Annotated in this window: 12 protein-coding genes and 1 pseudogene; 3 read left to right on the top strand and 10 right to left on the bottom strand. The window is 43.3% G+C overall.

Annotated features, from left to right (window positions below; all coding sequences use genetic code 11):
- Positions 1 to 180: 180 nt before the first annotated feature.
- Genes BLQ60_RS04215 through BLQ60_RS04205 form a run of 3 tightly spaced genes read left to right on the top strand, consistent with a single transcriptional unit; the run spans position 181 to position 4,936 of the window.
- The gene (locus BLQ60_RS04215) at positions 181 to 1,518 is read left to right on the top strand and encodes a MacA family efflux pump subunit (RefSeq protein ID WP_092616531.1); all 1,338 of its coding nucleotides are present in this window, start codon (positions 181 to 183) and stop codon (positions 1,516 to 1,518) included.
- A 1-nt stretch (position 1,519) separates the two neighbouring features.
- Positions 1,520 to 3,508 carry a MacB family efflux pump subunit gene (locus BLQ60_RS04210; protein ID WP_092616529.1) on the top strand — a complete coding sequence of 663 codons (1,989 nt, stop codon included), beginning with the start codon at positions 1,520 to 1,522 and terminating at the stop codon, positions 3,506 to 3,508.
- Positions 3,509 to 3,523: 15 nt separating this feature from the next.
- Positions 3,524 to 4,936, top strand: coding sequence for an efflux transporter outer membrane subunit (locus BLQ60_RS04205; RefSeq protein ID WP_092616527.1), 1,413 nt, complete (start codon positions 3,524 to 3,526; stop codon positions 4,934 to 4,936).
- Between the two features lie 14 nt (positions 4,937 to 4,950).
- Here the strand turns inward: BLQ60_RS04205 and BLQ60_RS04200 are convergent, their stop codons facing one another.
- The 10 genes and pseudogenes from BLQ60_RS04200 to BLQ60_RS04155 form a co-directional block, all read right to left on the bottom strand.
- Entirely contained in the window at positions 4,951 to 5,244 is a 294-nt protein-coding gene (locus tag BLQ60_RS04200; RefSeq protein WP_092616524.1) for a cyd operon YbgE family protein, read from the bottom strand.
- Positions 5,245 to 5,249: 5 nt separating this feature from the next.
- A complete protein-coding gene (cydX, locus tag BLQ60_RS04195) occupies positions 5,250 to 5,351 on the bottom strand; it encodes a cytochrome bd-I oxidase subunit CydX (RefSeq protein ID WP_092616521.1) in 102 nt (33 codons plus the stop codon).
- 24 nt (positions 5,352 to 5,375) lie between these two features.
- Positions 5,376 to 6,521 carry a cytochrome d ubiquinol oxidase subunit II gene (cydB, locus tag BLQ60_RS04190; protein ID WP_092616518.1) on the bottom strand — a complete coding sequence of 382 codons (1,146 nt, stop codon included), beginning with the start codon at positions 6,519 to 6,521 and terminating at the stop codon, positions 5,376 to 5,378.
- Positions 6,518 to 8,101, bottom strand: coding sequence for a cytochrome ubiquinol oxidase subunit I (locus tag BLQ60_RS04185; protein ID WP_092616515.1), 1,584 nt, complete (start codon positions 8,099 to 8,101; stop codon positions 6,518 to 6,520). Before BLQ60_RS04185 ends, cydB begins: the two co-directional genes overlap by 4 nt.
- Positions 8,098 to 8,283, bottom strand: coding sequence for a cytochrome oxidase putative small subunit CydP (cydP, locus tag BLQ60_RS04180; RefSeq protein ID WP_092616512.1), 186 nt, complete (start codon positions 8,281 to 8,283; stop codon positions 8,098 to 8,100). Before cydP ends, BLQ60_RS04185 begins: the two co-directional genes overlap by 4 nt.
- A gap of 303 nt (positions 8,284 to 8,586) precedes the next feature.
- Positions 8,587 to 8,955, bottom strand: a pseudogene (locus tag BLQ60_RS04175) (CorA family divalent cation transporter); the annotation flags it as partial.
- Between the two features lie 412 nt (positions 8,956 to 9,367).
- Positions 9,368 to 11,476 (bottom strand): polyribonucleotide nucleotidyltransferase, encoded by a 2,109-nt coding sequence (pnp, locus tag BLQ60_RS04170; protein ID WP_171259059.1) that lies wholly within the window; start codon positions 11,474 to 11,476, stop codon positions 9,368 to 9,370.
- A 404-nt stretch (positions 11,477 to 11,880) separates the two neighbouring features.
- The gene (gene rpsO / locus BLQ60_RS04165; protein WP_092616504.1) at positions 11,881 to 12,150 is read right to left on the bottom strand and encodes a 30S ribosomal protein S15; all 270 of its coding nucleotides are present in this window, start codon (positions 12,148 to 12,150) and stop codon (positions 11,881 to 11,883) included.
- A 970-nt stretch (positions 12,151 to 13,120) separates the two neighbouring features.
- The gene (gene recD / locus BLQ60_RS04160) at positions 13,121 to 14,926 is read right to left on the bottom strand and encodes an exodeoxyribonuclease V subunit alpha (protein ID WP_213030460.1); all 1,806 of its coding nucleotides are present in this window, start codon (positions 14,924 to 14,926) and stop codon (positions 13,121 to 13,123) included.
- Between the two features lie 181 nt (positions 14,927 to 15,107).
- Positions 15,108 to 19,010, bottom strand: coding sequence for a UvrD-helicase domain-containing protein (locus BLQ60_RS04155; RefSeq protein WP_092616501.1), 3,903 nt, complete (start codon positions 19,008 to 19,010; stop codon positions 15,108 to 15,110).
- Between the last annotated feature and the right edge of the window lie 12 nt (positions 19,011 to 19,022).

Here is a 19,022-nt window from a genome sequence, read left to right as displayed (position 1 = left end):
ATATCACACAGTATGAAAATTGGTGTTTTGAATTAAAAATATTGTTTATTTTTTAGCACAAATTAACATTTTTCAATCATCTTGCTTGCCGTCATTGTGTTGAATTAATATAAATATTCATGTTTTATCCGTAATTCGATCATATACTAACGCAAATATTCTCATTTAGATTTAGTTCTCATGCCTGCAAAATCCAAACGCTTAAAAATAATTCTGAGTATTGTTGCCGTCATTTTAATCGCCCTTGCGGCGTGGTGGTTTTTAAAGCCCAAAGATGAGCAACCGAGTTACATCACCGCACAAGTCGAACGTGGCGACATCGAAAATAGCGTGATTGCCACAGGTTTGCTTGAAGCCACCAAGATCGTCAGCGTCGGTGCGCAGGCATCTGGTCAATTGAAAAAGATGTATGTTGAGCTCGGTGATGAGGTCAAACAAGGACAATTGATTGCGCAAATCAACTCGGTAACCCAAGAAAACGACCTCAAAACTGCGCAAGCCGACATCAAAAATAAGCAAGCACAATTGGCAGTCAAACAAGCCTCACTCGGCAAAGTCCAAGCTGAATACAACCGCCAAAAAGCCATGTTCGCCCAAGATGCGACATCTCGTGCCGAGCTTGAATCTGCACTGGCAGACTATCAAACAGCGCAAGCTGAAATCGTGGCACTCAATGCAGAAATCGAACAGTCTCGCTTGACCTTGGCAACTGCTCAAGAAGAACTGGGTTATACCCGTATTGTTGCACCGATGGATGGTACGGTAGTGGCGATCGTGACCGAAGAAGGTCAAACCGTGAATGCCAATCAAAGTGCACCGACGATTGTGAAACTGGCGAAACTCGACAACATGACCGTCAATGCCGAAATCTCTGAAGCGGACGTGATGAAAGTGGAAAAAGGACAATCGGTATATTTCACCACACTCGGTGATAGCGACAAAAAATACTATGCCACACTGCGTCAGATCGAACCTGCACCTGAATCGATCAGCGATGATGACAGCAGTAGCTCTAGCTCTGATTCCAGTGAAGCGATTTATTATAATGCGCTGTTTGATGTGCCGAATGAAGATGGCAAATTGCGTATCGACATGACAGCACAAGTCTCGATCATCATTGATCAGGCGAAAAATGTACTCACCATCCCAGCATCAGCGATCGAAAGCGCACCGACTGGAAGCAAAAAATCTGCTTCAACTGATAAACAATCTGCTTCAAATCAAAAAGACGCTCGCCCAAACAATGGCAAAGCATCAAATCGACCTACACCTTTACAGTTAACTGCCGCTGAACAAGCCCTCATTGAGCAAGGCAAAGCCAGTCGTGGCATGGTGCGTGTATTACAAGCCGATGGTTCTGCCAAGCCAACCCCTGTACTCATTGGTCTCAATAACCGTGTCACCGCACAAGTGCTCAAAGGCTTAAAAGAAGGCGATGAAGTGGTGATTTCTGACAGCTCAGATTCTTCAAATGACTCTGCGAAGCGTAGCAATAATCGTCCACCGATGAGAATGTAATATGGATCAGCACAATCAACCGTTGCTTGAAGTCAACAATCTGATTCGTGAATTCCCTGCTGGCGATACCACTGTACAGATTTTAAAAAGCATTAACCTGAAAATCTATGCGGGTGAATTGGTCGCCATTATCGGACAATCAGGTTCGGGTAAATCGACCTTGATGAATATTCTAGGCTGCTTGGATAAACCGACCTCAGGCAGCTACAAGGTCAATGGTCAAGAAACAGGTAAACTTGAACCCGACCAACTGGCACAGCTCCGCCGTGAATATTTTGGTTTTATTTTCCAGCGTTATCATTTGCTTGGCGACTTATCCGCTACAGGCAATGTCGAAGTGCCTGCGGTCTATGCAGGTGTGAACCCGAGCGAGCGTCATCAGCGTTCATCACAGATTCTCTCTGATCTTGGACTCGGCGAGCGCCTTGATCATCGTCCAAGTCAACTGTCTGGCGGTCAACAGCAACGTGTTTCTATTGCCCGTGCCTTGATGAATGGTGGCGATGTCATTCTCGCCGATGAGCCCACAGGTGCGCTCGATAAAAATAGTGGCTTTGAAGTGATGCGCATTTTACGTGAGCTGAATGCCAAAGGTCATACGGTGATTTTGGTGACGCATGATATTAATGTCGCCAAAAATGCCACCCGCATCATCGAAATCAGTGATGGTAATATTATTTCTGATCAGCCCAATGTGCCTGAATATCAAGAAAATGAACAGCCTCTTGCTGAAAAACAAACCTTGGTGCGTGAACCGAAGAAGAAATCCTCTACGCTGCGTGCATTTTTAGATCGCCTCAGCGAAGCCTTTCGCATGGCGCTGATCTCGATGAATGCACACCGCATGCGTACATTTTTGACCATGCTCGGGATTATTATTGGTATTGCCTCGGTGGTATCCGTGGTCGCACTCGGTAATGGCTCGCAACAGAAAATTCTTGAAAATATTAGCAGTCTGGGTACCAACACCATTACCGTCTATCAAGGACGAGGCTTTGGTGATAACTCCCGAACGGCGTCCAATAAAACCCTTGTGCCGAGTGATGCGGTCGCCTTATCCGAACAGCCTTATGTGGAATCGGTCAGCCCAAGTGTTAATACTTCGGTCACATCACGCTTTAAGGACACTGAGGCTTCTGCTACGGTCAATGGCGTCGGTGCGAGCTACTTTAATGTCAAAGGCTTAACCTTTGCCAGCGGTCAAGCCTTTGACCAAAAAGACACCACCCAACTGCGCCAAGATGTGGTGATTGATCAAAATACCAAAGACACTTTCTTTAGTGATGGCACTGATCCGATCGGACAAGTGATCTTGCTTGGCAGTGTGCCAAGTCGTGTGATTGGTGTCCTTGATAAAGAAAAAAGTAGCTTTGGTAACACCGACAGTCTCAATGTCTATTTGCCGTATTCGACGGTGATGAGTCGATTTATGGGGCAGTCCAATGTGCGCAGTATTATCGTGCGGATCAAAGATGAATACTCAAGCTCGGCTGCGGAAAATGCCATCCTGAAATTGATCGTACAACGTCACGGCGCAGAGGATGTCTTTACCCAAAACTCAGACAGTATCCGTGAAACCATTGAACAGACCACGCAAACTATGACCTTATTGGTCTCCTCGATTGCGGTGATTTCGTTGATCGTCGGCGGGATCGGGGTGATGAATATTATGCTGGTGTCGGTCACTGAACGTACCCAAGAAATTGGTGTGCGCATGGCGGTTGGCGCACGGCAAAGTGATATTCTGCAACAGTTCTTAATCGAAGCGATCTTGGTCTGTATCTTAGGTGGCGTACTTGGAGTATTGATGGCACTCGGACTTGGACAGATCATCAACAAATTTGCTGGCGATTCGTTTGGCATGGCGTACTCCACCACATCGATGGTTGCCGCCTTTGTTTGCTCAAGTATGATTGGTATTGTTTTCGGCTATCTCCCAGCGAAAAATGCCGCACAACTCGATCCTGTTAATGCGCTTGCACGTGAATAAAATAAGGTTAAATTTATGTTAAAGACTTTACCGATCAATGCACTGCCGAAACTCAGCGCACTTATGATGGTGCCAATCTTATTTGCAGGCTGTGCAGCAAGCATCAAAACGCCTTATCACGCACCGAGTGTTAGCGTGCCGAGTGATTTTCAATATCAACGTGGCAATGGGCTTAATGCAAATCAATGGTCAGATCAGTGGTGGACACTGTTTAATGATGCACAGCTCAACAGTCTGGTGGATCAAGTGATTGCCAAAAATGGCGATTTGGCAGTGGCAGGTATTGCTGTGAAACAAGCTCGCTTACAGGCAGATCTCACTGCTAATCAGCAAGGCTTGCGTGTCGGCTCCAATGTCTCGACTGGGCACAATTATGATTTAAATTCTGGCAATGACAGCGCCGATGGACTGTCCTTAAGTGGTAACGTCAGCTACGAGGTCGATCTATTCGGCAAACTCGCTAATCAAACCGAAGCACAGCGCTGGGAAGCACTTGCCACCGAGCAAGATTTACAAGCCACAGCCCAAACGCTGATTGGCACCACGTGTAATCTGTACTGGCAATTGGCATATCTCAATGAGCGCATGACCGCAGCCGAGCAAAGCCTTGCCACCAGCAACAAACTGTTTGATTTGGTCAAAGCACAATACCGTGCAGGTGCTGTTTCTGGCATCGAGATGACCGAAGCCGAGCAATCGGTGCAAAGTCAAAAAGCCACGGTCAGTGAATTGCGCCAGCAAATTGTCGAAGCGAGAACTGCGCTTGCCGTGCTATTACATCAGCCTGTACAACAGCTCAACGTCAATATTCCCAATGCGTTACCGCATAGCACTTTGCCAAATATCGAAGCGGGATTACCTGCGGCATTGATTTCTCGTCGTCCAGATTTACAAGCGGCTGAGCTACGCCTGCGTAAAACCCTTGCCACCAAAGATGCGACCAAAGCCAGTTACTACCCTTCGATTAGTTTGACCAGTTCGCTCGGTGCAACCAGTACCTCATTGACAGAATTGTTGCAAAATCCTGTGCTTGCGCTTGGTGCCAGTTTGAGTTTGCCTTTCTTGCAATATAACGATATGAAAAAAGATATTGCGATCAGTGAATTAGATTATGAATCGGCAATTATTAGCTATCGTCAAACCTTGTATCAAGCCTTTGCCGATGTCGAAAATGCACTCTCTGGTCGAATCGAAATCAATGAACAAGTCGCCGATCAACAGAAAAATTTAGAACTGGCACAAAAAAGTGCCCGCCTGAATGAAGTACGCTATCGTCACGGTGCTGTTGCATTGAAAAATGTACTCGATGCACAAGAATCCGTGCGTAGTGCACAAGTGTCTTTGGCGCAAACTCGTTACAATCAATACACAGCATATGTGACATTGATGCAAGCGTTAGGTGGTTCGCCGATACAGAAATTTCCGTGATACTTAATCAGTGATCAAGTAAATAACCAAGTATAATAACCCCATAGCATCAAAGGAAAAGATACTATAGGGTGAAACAACCATTTCCATAACCAAAATCTTGGAATAAATCCCACACCGTAGATAAAGCCACCTGATATACCGACCATGATTAACATAATGGCACTATGACTATAGTGCCCTTGATCGTCAAGCATTAATGCAGGATGAAGTAACAACATTGCAGCCAATGGCATGGCCAACAGAAAAGAAATAATGGTGAGCAACCTTTGTCCTGTTTTTTTTTGCTCAGAAGCCACTTCACCCATATCTATTACTCTTCGTCAAGATCTTGATTATTTTCCATATACAGCGCTGCTAGCACACCTGCAAAGCACGCCATTAACACACCTAAAATCCATGCAAAATACCACATAATTTTATGCTCCGTGATGACCGTTTAATACAAACTATGTGAGTTTGCTTCGATATGTTGATTAGTAATTTTGCCCCACATTTTGTAGTATGACCACAAGGTGTAGCACAAAATAATCGGTACAAAAATACACGCCGCCACAAACATCACACCTAAAGTCATATGGCTAGACACCGCATCCCACATCGTGAGGCTTGATGCTGGGTTCAAACTCGATGGCAATAGAAATGGGAATAAAGCAAAGCCAGCCGTCAAAATTGTACCGACAATTGCCAAACTTGAGCCGATAAAACTCAGCGCTGCCTTATTGGCTTTTGCCGCAATGATCAACAGCAAACCACCAAATATACCGACAATCGGTGCCAACATCGTGACTGGATAAGCCGTATAATTATTTAACCAACCATGGTTGGCATTGGTTACTACTTCTTTCGCTAATGGATTCAACGCACTATTCACATCAACTGGCTGTGCATAGCTGTAGCCTTCGATTCCACCAAGATACAACCAAGCGCCTGCCAAAATAAATGCAAACAAATACACTACACCACTGAGCAAGGCTGATTTTTGTGAACGCTGATGTAATGCGCCATCGGTACGCATCATCAACCACGTACTGCCATGTGCGCACAGCATACTTAAGCTCACCACACCCGCGAGTAAGGCAAACGGGTTGAGTAATGCAAAAAAACTGCCTGTATATTGTGAACGCAAAGTACTATCCATCTCAAATGGTAAGCCTAAAAACAAGTTGCCAAACGCTACACCAAAAACCAATGCAGGTACTGCACCACCAATACACAATGCCCAATCCCAAGCATTACGCCATTTGGTGTTTTCAAGTTTAGAACGATAGTCAAAACCCACAGGTCGTAAAAACAACGCAAATAAAACCAATAATAACGCCCAATACAGCCCTGAGAATGCTACAGCATAGACCATTGGCCATGCTGCAAATAATGCACCGCCTGCAGTGATAAACCAGACTTGGTTACCATCCCAATGCGGCGCAATTGTATTGATCGCAGCACGACGTTCTTGGTCATTTTTGGCGACAAATGGCATTATCGCCATAGAACCCATATCAAAGCCGTCGGTAAGTGCGAACCCAATGAGCAACACGCCAACTAAGACCCACCAAATCACTTTTAACAACTCATATTCAATCATGATTGTGACTCCTGAGATTTATTTTGCGCCTCAAGCTTTTCAAAATGATAACGACCTGTGTGTAAGGAACTTGGTCCCCACTTTGCAAATTTAATCATTAAATACATTTCAATGATCAATAATACCGTATAAAAAGCCGCTAGTGCCAAGATAGAACCCCACACATCTCCAGTGCTTACACTTGATGCAGAAAGGTGCGTTGGTAAAATTTCACCAATTGACCATGGTTGCCGTCCATGCTCGGCGACAAACCAACCTGTCTGCGCAGCAATCCACGGTAACGGTAATGCCAAAAGTGCAAATTTTAATAACCATTTTTTTTGATCCGCATCACGACGAAATACTGCCCAAGTAGACACAGCAAATAGCAATAACATCAAGAAGCCAGACGCCACCATTGCACGAAAAGACCAAAATAAGCTTGGGACATGAGGAATCGTATCTTTCACAGCAGATTGAATATGTGTTTCAGTCGCATCCGTCACATTCGGCGCATATTTTTTCAGCAATAATCCATAACCGAGGTCTTTTTGATTTTGCGCAAATGACGCCATCAAATCAGGTGAACGATCGCCTGCACGCAGTTGCTCAAGCTCTGCATATGCAGTCATACCATTACGAATACGTACCTCGTGTTGTGCCATCAAGTCCTTAATCCCAATCACTTGCTCTGTAGTCGAACGGGTTGCAATCAAGCCGAGCGCATAGGGAATTTTTACCGCATAATCGGTGCGCATTTCCTCCTGATTAGGAATACCAAACAAAGTAAAACTTGCCGGCGCAGGATGAGTATCCCACTCTGCCTCGATAGCTGCCAATTTGGTTTTTTGCACATCACCCAGCTCATAACCTGACTCATCACCAAGTAAAATCACCGACAAGGTTGATGCCAAGCCAAAAATCGCCGCAATCGCAAATGAACGACGGGCAAACGGTAAATCGCGCTTTTTCAGCATGTAATAACTTGAAATTGCCAAGACGAAGATTGCGCCAGTAACATAACCCGCAGATACGGTATGTACAAATTTTACTTGTGCTACTGGATTAAAAATTAAAGCACCAAAATCAACCAACTCCATGCGCATGGTTTCGAAGTTAAACGCCGCGCCGACTGGATTTTGCATCCAACCATTGGCAATCAAAATCCACAGTGCAGACATATTTGAGCCGATTGCCACCAGCCAAGTCACTGCCAAATGTTGAAACTTGGTCAAACGATCCCAGCCAAAAAAGAACAAACCAATGAAGGTCGATTCCAAGAAAAATGCCATCAAACCTTCAATCGCTAAGGGTGCACCAAAAATATCACCGACATAATGTGAGTAATATGCCCAGTTGGTACCAAACTGGAATTCCATGGTCAGACCCGTAGTCACACCCAGTGCAAAGTTAATCCCAAATAGTTTTCCCCAGAATTTGGTCATGTCCTTATAAATTTCTTTGCCCGAAACGACATATGTCGTCTCCATAATGGCCAAAATAAATGCCAACCCCAGTGTTAATGGCACAAATAAAAAATGATACATGGCGGTCATGGCAAACTGAAACCGCGATAAATCAACTACTGTTTCTGAGATCATCGAGATGACTCCTGTTGTGCAGGGGATGACCCTGCGATATGCGTTGCAACTTGGCTATCTATACCCTTAGGAATGGTCGGTGCATCAAACCAAATTGACTTAATCAGCATCAGAAAAAAGACTTTTACGACCAAAATGATGCCGATCTCTCGCACCAATTTTTGGTTGTTCTTTAGTTGCATATCTTTCACAAGAAACCCATAAAAAAACTATGCTTTTGACATTATAAACACAGTGCTTACAATTTGACACACTCATTTTTTATGCCAAGTATTCTGATCAAAACACTTGGATATAGAGTAATAAAGGCGATGTTTTTTATATAATTAATTGTTTTTGCTTCTTATATTTTTAATTCATATGCTTATTAATTTTTAATATAAATCGATTTTAGTGATCATTTTTTGTGTTTAATTTATAAAATCAATTGACCAAACTGACATATTGGCTTGATTCCCCGCCGAAAATTACACTTAAACTCCCGCTTATCTTTTCACCACTTTTTCCACTTCTTTGATGGTTTGTTTGATTGGCTCGTAGTCCAAAAGCCATGTCAGATTGATCGAACGCTGATGATGTTGATCTGCCAAAAGATCAATCACACTCTTTTCCCCACGACCCACCAAATGCTGACGATAGAAGTAATACAACAATGCCACTGTGGTCACGATCATGACTGCCATCATCACCCAAAAGCCTTGTGGCGACTTTGACCCAGGCAAAACTTCAAAGTTCATGCCATATATACTTGTCAGCAAGGTCAACGGTTCAAACACTGCAGTAATAATGGCGAGGATGCGCATGTTCTCGTTGGTCTGATTGGCAATCGCATTAAAATGAATATCAATCGCTGACTAGATCAAAGACACAGGGATGCTCGATATTGAGAATATTTTGTAGGTGAAACTCATTAATACAAATATCGGTCTGCGCATGTACTTGTTGTCGCCATTGTTTTTTTTTGATGAATGACTTCACTGCGTAGACAGTCCCCCCATTTAAATAAAAGCTCATGCTCAGCGCAACTTTGCGCTGCCAAAATCACGCTGTGTTCCGTGGCATGATGATAAAAATAATAGGTTTGCATGGATTCTCTAATTTTAAAAATGGGTTCAAACAGAAGAAATATCAAAGTTAGTGCATTTAATTAGCATAAATAGACTAACTCAACTTCACATTAATGTTCCTTATAAAAAAATCCTCACCGCAGTGAGGACTTTCTGTTAAGCAAATTTGCTCAATTTAAAATAATTGAATACTGAGCAATTACGCTTCAGTTGGTGTAGCTTGCTTTTGTGGGATGTCTTTCATAGTCAATTTGATACGACCACGGTTGTCGACGTCTTGTACTTGTACTTGCAAGATTTGACCTTCGCTGAGGACGTCAGACACATTCGCTACACGCTCATTCGAGATTTGTGAGATGTGAAGCAAGCCGTCAGTACCTGGCATGATATTGACGAACGCACCAAATTCTACAATACGAATCACTTTACCAGTGTAGATCGTACCTGGTTCAATCTCAGCAGTAAGTGCTTGGATCTTCGCAACCGCTGCACTTGCAGACGCTTTCGACTCACCAAATACACGTACTGTACCGTTGTCTTCGATGTCGATCGCTGCGCCAGTTTCTTCAGTGATTGAACGGATGGTTGCACCACCTTTACCGATCACGTCACGAATCTTATCAGGGTTAATGTTGATCACTTGGAATGTCGGTGCGAACATGTTGATTTCAGGGCGAGCACGTGAAATCACTTTGTTCATTTCATTCAAAATGTGGATACGACCAGCATAGGCTTGGTTCAATGCCACTTCCATGATTTCTTCAGTGATGCCTTCGATCTTGATGTCCATTTGCAGTGCAGTAATACCATTGGCAGAACCTGCAACTTTAAAGTCCATGTCGCCAAGATGATCTTCATCACCCAAGATGTCAGAAAGGACTGCGAAACGCTCACCCTCTTTAACTAGACCCATTGCAATACCTGCAACTGGCGCTTTCAAAGGTACACCGGCATCCATCAATGCAAGCGATGCACCACATACAGATGCCATTGAAGATGAACCATTAGACTCTGTAATATCAGACACGATACGAAGTACATATGGGAAGCGATCTGCCGCAGGAAGGACTGCTTGTACACCACGACGCGCTAGGCGACCATGACCGATTTCACGGCGTTTTGGACCAGTTTCACGACCAGTTTCACCGACAGAATATGCAGGGAAGTTGTAATGCAACATGAAGTTGTCAGTCTTCGTTCCTGCAAGCGTATCAACCATCAAGGCATCACGCGTATTACCTAGAGTCGCAGTCACAAGCGCCTGTGTTTCACCACGTGTAAACAATGCAGAACCGTGAGTACGACCCAATACGCCAACTTGTACGTCGAGCTGACGAACTGTCTTGGTATCACGACCGTCGATACGTGCTTTACCTGACAAGATATTGTCACGTACGGTACGGTATTTAAGGTCTTCAAAGAGTTCATTCAAATCATCAGCAATACCAGTTTCATCTTCTGCAGGCACGAACTGCGCAACGGCTTCCGCTTGAAGTGCATCAAGTGCTGCATAGCGATCTTGTTTCACTGCAATGGTGTAGGCTTCAGAGATTTTTGCTTCGAAAGCATCTTTGAGTTTTGCACGAAGGTCTTCATTTTTCTCAGGTGCAGTCCAAGTAGACTCTGTTGCACCAGCAGCTTTTGCAAATTCTTGAATGGCTTTAATAGCAATTTGTTGCTCATCATGACCGAACAATACTGCACCAAGCATTTGATCTTCTGAAAGTTCTTTTGCTTCAGACTCAACCATCAATACCGCAGTTTCTGTACCTGCAACCACAAGGTCAAGTGCAGATTCAGCCATTTGCGCATGGCTTGGGTTAAGAATATATTCGCCATTGATCAAACCAACACGTGCCGCACCGATTGGACCACGGAACGGTGTACCTGCAATCGCAAGTGCCGCAGATGTACCAAGCATCGCTGCAATATCAGCATCCATCGTCTTGTCAGAAGACACCACAGAAGCGGTGACTTGCACTTCGTTGAAGTAACCTTCTGGGAACAATGGGCGGATTGGACGGTCGATCAAACGAGAAATCAAAGTTTCTGCTTCAGACGCACGACCTTCACGCTTACCATAACCACCTGGGATACGACCTGCAGCATATTGCTTTTCTTGGTAGTTTACAGTGAGTGGAAAGAAGTCTTGACCTGCTTTCGCTGTTGGCTGTGCAACCACTGCAACAAGTACACTTACGCCACCCATAGTGACAAGCACAGAGTTCGCTTGACGTGCAACACGACCAGTTTCTAAAACAACCGTGTGTTGACCATATTGGAATTCTTTACGAACAAGATTAAACATAGACATGTTTTATTTTTTCCTAATTGTTTAATGGGGACTTCGAAAAACCACCTATCTTGGCAACTTTTTCGATATTCCCTAATAATGGCTTCATGCTGATAGAAAGCCCCTAAGGTTTGGCATTGCTTCATTACTTAATTATTTTGATTCAATCGCTTGCAACAACACAGTCAGCAATATGATCAAAATAAAATTTAAATGTTGAATGACATGCCATGGCAAAACTTAGAAGCTGTTTTCGACCAGTACCACCGATTTACTTGGTATCTCAGTTTAAAATTTCAACCGAAATCATGTTTTAAATCACAAATGTACAATTTGCAAATCTAATCCAAATTATTTTGACAAAAACAAAAGAAGAGGCTTATCGCCCCTTCTCAGTATTCATCTTGCTAAGCAACAGCTTAACGACGAAGACCTAACTCACCGATCAATGCAACATAACGTGCATGATCTTTACCGTTGAGGTAGTCAAGCAATTTACGACGTTGGTTTACTTTACGAATCAAACCACGACGACTGTGATGGTCGTGTTTGTGTGATTTAAAGTGACCTTGTAAATCGTTGATTTGCGCAGTTAACAAGGCAACTTGCACTTCTGGCGAACCAGTGTCATTTTCAGCACGTGCAAATTTTGCGATGATTTCAGCGCGATCTTGGTTAGTTAAAGCCATCATGTATCTCCGAGATGCTTAAAAGTTCTATTGAGCGATATTTCAAGTATTTTGATCGAGCAATCATTCGACCGCAGTCTATTCAATCCCTGTCAAAACACCCATGCCGTGCATCACTACAGCAAGTGCGATATTCTAATAGAGATTTTAATGCTTTGCAAAACCCATTGTCGGATTTTTCTCAAGATTTTCACCGAATCAAAACAAATACGCCGATTCCAGACTGAAATCGGCGCATTTGCTTAGGCTACTACACTACAACACGTTCTCTTTATTTTTGTTTTTTGATCTTTTCCCAAGACCTGTTTTTTGTTGTTCTGCAACACACCCCTGTGTTCTTGTTGTATGTACGCTGATACACGCTGAATTCATCTCAACAAATCGACAATATGATAGTTGTTTTATTAACCACACCTTAATCAACTTGTTAAAAGCATTGTGACAAAAAAGATGATTTTGGAAAATACGAGATATTCGACATTGGTTGTAAGAAATTGCTTACAATAATTAATAAAATTGTTTTAAATCATTTACTTACAAATTTTAATGAGATTTTAATTTGTCAAGAATGTACATTTTATGTCATAGAAACAGTATAAGCACTTGGCACTTTACGCCAAAATCGGTTGATGAAAAATTTATGGCTTCATGACTTTAGTCGTAAAAAATTGCACAATGTATAAATTTTAGGCAAAATAAAAGCCTTATAGTCTCTCCCAAAACTATAAGGCTCAAGGTACTGCAATCTCTGCTGAGATAGAGTTCACTTACGTCACTGTAAGCCCGCAAAGTCTCTCGACCGTTTGTACTATTTGGTTGCGGTACGCTTAATCATCCATAACTAAGCAGTGAGTTCATCATCGCAAAAGTCTGCGAATCCGACCAGTGGCGAATCACCCTGATTGTTGTAAGCATTTACTTACACGTTCGCAACATTATTGTTCTCATCGTTGCTTTTTCCTTGCAAGTTTTACAATCCGTTACTTTCGATTGCCCGAATAATTTGTGCGCTAAGCCCGCTCTGACGCTGTGTCCGCACGGCTAGACTATGCTCAAACATGGTGACGGAACTGAATAGGCTCACCATTTTCTTCGCCCGAGTAATCGCTGTATAAAGTAACTCTTTGCCCATCAGTCGCTGTGCAGACTGATCCAACACCACTGCCACATGATCAAATTCTGAGCCTTGCGATTTATGAATGGTCAGCGCAAAAGCCGTTTGAATACTTTGTGGCAATCTCGCCACGGCAAGCCATTTGTCCAGACTCGGGAAATAGACTTCAAGCTGTTCACGCTTATCAGGATGTGGCAAGCAAATGCCAATATCACCATTCGACACACCAAGCTGATAATCATTACTGCTCACCATCACCGCACGACCTACAAACCATTCGCTGTCTTGTACCAGATTTAAGGCATATTTGAGATGTTGGGTCATGGCAAGGTTAATCTGCGCTAAACCAAGCGCACCGTGACGCATTGCAACCAAAATCCGATACTGATCAAAAACTTGAGCAACCTGTTGATGGTTCACTTTGCCTGCAAGATAATCTTTTAAAATCGAAAAATATGCCTGATAACCGAGTGCCAGCTGTCGATAAATCGCAATCAAGGTGGAAGTATCCAAGGACGCATGTTCAGATTGTTGTAATGAATAAAAGCCCAACCAATCGACATTCACTTGCGCTAATTTTGGAATCTCATCGCCGATTTGAAGCATCTGCGGTTGAGCTTTTTCTAAAAAATATGCATAACTTGGTCGATCCGTGGCATAGATCAATTTGGCAAATTGTCCAATTTTGGCATCATCGACAAAACGACGGCTGTGCTTCAATTGCACATGACGCTGTTGCAATGCAGGTACTTGCTGAAAGTCTGCCAGCACATAACCCACGTCGACAGATGTAAGCTGATTGGCATCACCCAACAAAATCACTCGAGTCGGTGCTTGGATCGCATCAAACAATAGCTTCGCCAAGTGCAAATCCAGCATGGAGGCTTCATCGACCACGATCACATCATGGCCCAGCGGTCGTGACGCGTCAAAGCGTGGCACGCCACGTTCGCCAATGCCGAGTAAGCGGTGAATAGTCTGTGTCTGTTGATGGGCAAAATCAGGGTGATACAAGCCTGCATCTAGCAATTTCGGATTTTGAAAGGCTTTTTGTAGTGCTTCTTGCATACGCTGTGCCGCTTTTCCTGTCGGCGCAACCATGGCGATACGCATGTCAGGATAGAATTTTTTCAACACCGCAACGATATGGGTCAATACAAAGGTTTTGCCTGTGCCTGGTCCACCCGTGATTAAGCTGAATGCAGAATTGACACCCTGAGCAAGCGCCTGCTGTTGATACGGATCTTCAAATAGACTGAGATAAGGCGCTAAATCCACTTGCTCAACATGTTGCACTAATAACCTAGCAATGCGTTGCGCCAAATCATGTTCATAACGCCAATAGCGCTGTAAGTACAACCGCCCTTGATCCCAAAACATCGGCTTTAGTTGCCTAAAAGTAGATACATCTTGCGCTTGATATTCACCAACATCTAATAGAAACTCGTCAATCTGTTGAGGCTTTTCCTTAAGTGCAATACAACTATCGCCACGTTCTAGTGCTGTGCTTAACTCAAGCAAATAGCCTTGTACAAGCGATTGATTTTCTTGTTTAAAATTACTATTTATGGGGTGGAATTGAGACAAATAACCACTCCATAAGGTCGCCCATGTTGGCGCCTCAGATGGCTGTGATTGCCCCATGAACTGTTGATTTATCATTGCGTTACCTTCTATCACAGTGCATTTATCCGCACAGTTATCCACCAAGTTATTCACACATTTATCTACAGAGTTATCTACAAGTTTTTCAACATATTTATCCACCATTTTGTGGATAACACTTCAACTCACGTTCATTTAGATAAAACTCATCTAGTTTCCGCAGACTAAACACACGGTTTTACACACTATTTTGCACAGACTTATCCACAATCTTGCTGTCTGAAAATTTTGACCCAAACAATTGATCTAATTCAAAAATTAAATCCAAATCTGCTTGCCAATGCAGTACACCGTAGCTTTTTTGTGGTTGACTTGATAATTCTGTGGTTTGCATCCCTCGAAGATATAAGTAATTCGCCGAGCCGAGATGAGTGTCAGGCTGATAATCAGCTAGATGCGTTGATAAATAGCGATGCAATGCAACGAGATAAAGCGATGCTTGCAGCCAATAACTCGAATGACGCATACTCTCGCTGATCTGCGCATGATCATAATCTTGCAGATATTCGCCTAGAAAATTACTTTTAAAATCAGCAATGTGGTATTTGACACCATCGAAATAAACCAAATCGATTGAACCATTCAGATACCGTGCAGTATCGGCATGATCGAATTCGGGCAAATCTAAATCGTATTTTGCAAAAAGCTGATGAATGCGCTGCGTATCAAAACGCCGATCTGCCAATGCCAGATAAAATGGAAACTCATGGCTACGATCGCTACGCTGTAATTGAGCCAGTGTTAGACCATCATGCAACGGTGTGGACAACACTTGCGTTATCCACAGGTGTAGTGCTTTTTTTAGCCATGCGTTCATTTCTTCGGCATTGCGCTCAGGGAAATCTTTCACATAAGCATCGCACAGCGTAGACCATAAGCCGTATTGATTCATCTTGGATTGTAGCTGTTTCGTCCAATACTGATCATGTTGAAAATCAATCACTTCAAACAATTCATGTAAGCAATTTCCTGCATTAGTGCCTTTGGGAAAATGCCTACGAATCCAATCGAGTTGGGTCAAATCACCTGCTTGCGTCGGTGCAATCGTCGAAATTTCTTCCGCAAAAATGACGGAACTGTCTAGCACAATTTCATCTTCGGCAGGCGTTGTTTGCAAAGTGTTATCTGCGATTTGATCAAGCAATTGTCCATGACCGCCCTGCTGATGCACGGCAATCGCACTAAAACTGGTGCGAGTCTTCGGATAAAAGCGCCGTGTTGGATAATCAATGGCGTTTAGATTCTGCACTTGATGTTTGCTCGGCTGATAGCGCTGATCAATCACTGCTTGTGGAATCTGAAAATCTTCCGCTTTTAAGCTCTCGTGTTCAAACGCATCTGCTTGCGCATCGAGCCAAAACTTGATCCCACCTTTATATTTTTTCGGACGACTTTCTACAGGAAAATAAGCATAGAGCCGATAGCTGGCACGGGTAATCGCCACATACCACAGCCGATGATTTTCCGCACAGAATTTATCAGTATTAGCCCGCTGTGCTTCGTCATTATCCGCTATCGCTGCTTGGGAAATGGCAATAATCCGCTCTTGCGCTTTGCTGTCTTTTTCAGCGCCTATACCATCTTTATCCGATTGATAAAATGCTAATTTTTGTTTGGATAAATCAATGGTTTGACTGGCTTTCATTAAGAAAACAATTTTAAACTCCAAACCTTTGGACTTGTGAATGGTCATCAGATGCACACCCGATTCACTACTCAGCTTACGCTCAAGCTCCCATTCCCGCTGTGCAGGCGAGCCGAGTTGCAGTTGATACCAATGCAACACATGCTGTAAACCATGCGACTGTTGCCCCGATTGCTGACTGATGAGCTCAACGATATGTCGTGTATTGACGATACTTCGCTCGGCATCTAAGCCCATATTCTGCGCAAGGTTTTGCCAAAATTGATACTGCGTCGCCAAATATTGCCATGCCAGCAAAAAGCCCTTGCTAAGCCACAATTGTCTTGCTTGACGGAACTGTTGCATGTGTAGACTCAAGGCATCAGCTTCATTGGAAAATCGCTGAAAATCCGATGCCTTTAAACCGATCAACGGCGTCGATAACGCACGTTTCAGTACCGCATCTCGTTCAGGGCGCTCAATCGCCAGCAGTATCGCCGCAACATCTTGCGCAGCAGTGCTTTCAAAGACACTGCGCTGTGCGGTGCGATTGACATCAATGCCGAGCTTTTCTAACTGTTTTTGGACTTCGCTGAGTTGATGATGGCTATTGGCAAGCACGGCAATATCACTGGCTTCAATCTTTATTTTTTCATCATTATCTTGTAGAAAAAGTTTGTCTTCTTGCGCATAAATCAATAATTCACGGATTTTATGCGCAATTAAATAGGCTTCATTGGCATCTTTTTCCAACTCGACAAAGCGTAACGGCGTTAGATCTTGTTCGCCATGTTCTACCAAATAGCTTGCGCCATCTTTGCCTGCCTGTGCAGGATAATAATCAATTTCTTCGCCAAACTGCATTTGCCGTTGAAATAGCGCATCGACCGCTTCAACCAAGCGAGGTGTAGAACGAAAATTGTGCTGTAAGCGATAAAAACTGCCCTGCTTCGAAGCAATATCATTAAAGGCGTTGAGATAGGTCAGAACGTCACCACCACGGAAGCCATAAATCGCCTGTTTCGGATCGCCGACCGCAATAAAACAGCCTTGCGTATAACGTGTCGCATCACGCCACACTGCTTGCAACATATTGTCTTGTTCTTGGTTGGTGTCTTGAAATTCATCTACCAAAATGATCGGATAGCGTTGTTGAATCGCCTCTGCCAAGACTTTGCCACGTTCGCCTGTCAGCGCATCGCTCAGGCTACGAGTCTGTTGGCTAAAGGTGGTTTCACCTGACTGATAAAGTAAATGTGGCAGTTTTTGTTTGACTTGCACGGTGAGGTAATAATGCAGATATAAATCGAGTTGTGCGAGGTCGTGATGAATTTTTTGGCTCTGTTCACACAACCTAAATAAGGCTTGAATCAATGGACTTTGATAAAATTTTTGTAAGACATCTTCAGGACATTTTTTTGAAAAAATCGTTTCTCGGACTTGTCCTTTGGAATCTAAAAAGATTTGATAAATCTGTTGAAAAGCACTTTGTGCCGAGGCTTGAAAATAGCTTAATGGATGATTTTTATCGAGTTGCTGAATGGCTTTAGGTAATGCATCTTTGAATATAGAATTAAATTTATCATTACGAAAAGACTGTTTACTGACAAAGGCATAATAGTCACCTTTTAAATCAAAATATGGTCGTAACGCTGCCATATTCTCATCATTACACTGGTCAATCACCTCAGCGACATAGGGCTGAAAACCTGCCAAATCAATCTTCGGTGCTTGCACCTCTTGCAACTTAGCTTGGTTAAAATTCAAGGTGTTCTGAATGGTGCTGAGATAATGATCTACCGAGCCGAGGTGACGGCTCATCAATAATACATCAACCAATTCTTGTGGCTGATGTTGTAGCCATGCACGTAGCTCGTCATGCACCAGTTGATATGGATATTGTTTTTCATTTTCAGCGATTTGCCGTATTTGTACTTCACCACTATCAAAGGCAAATTCACGCAATGTCTTTTGAATAAAACTATCAATCGTACCAACAAATAACTCATCTAAGCTATCAATCACCAGTTTTAAACGATTAACTAAATAGACAAAATTATGTGTTGAATTTTCATCATCTTGCTGATTATTTTTGCTTGAACTTTCACGTTGAAACTGCTGGAAAATAATCTGTGCCAAAGGGTCACTAAGCGACATTTCCGTCTGTGAGATTTGTTCCTCACTGTGAAATGATTGCCAGACTTTGGCAAGGCGGTAAATTTCTTGCAGGCGTTTACGAATCCGAGATTTTAACTCCGCCGCCGCCGCACGAGTAAAGGTGGTAGCGATCACTTGGCGTGGCAAATATTTCTCCACCAAGATACGCACCATCAAACTAGACAGTGTCCACGTTTTGCCTGTCCCCGCCGAGGCTTCGATTAGATGCAAACCACTGAGTGTTAATTGCTTCAGCGGTTGATCTTGATAGTGCACAGTGGCTTTCATATTTGAAGTCATGCTTGATCGCTC

This window comes from Acinetobacter marinus (assembly GCF_900096915.1).
In the GTDB taxonomy this organism is placed as follows: domain Bacteria; phylum Pseudomonadota; class Gammaproteobacteria; order Pseudomonadales; family Moraxellaceae; genus Acinetobacter; species Acinetobacter marinus.
Note: the sequence above shows the minus strand (reverse complement) of the source record. Positions and strands in the feature narration are given on the sequence as shown.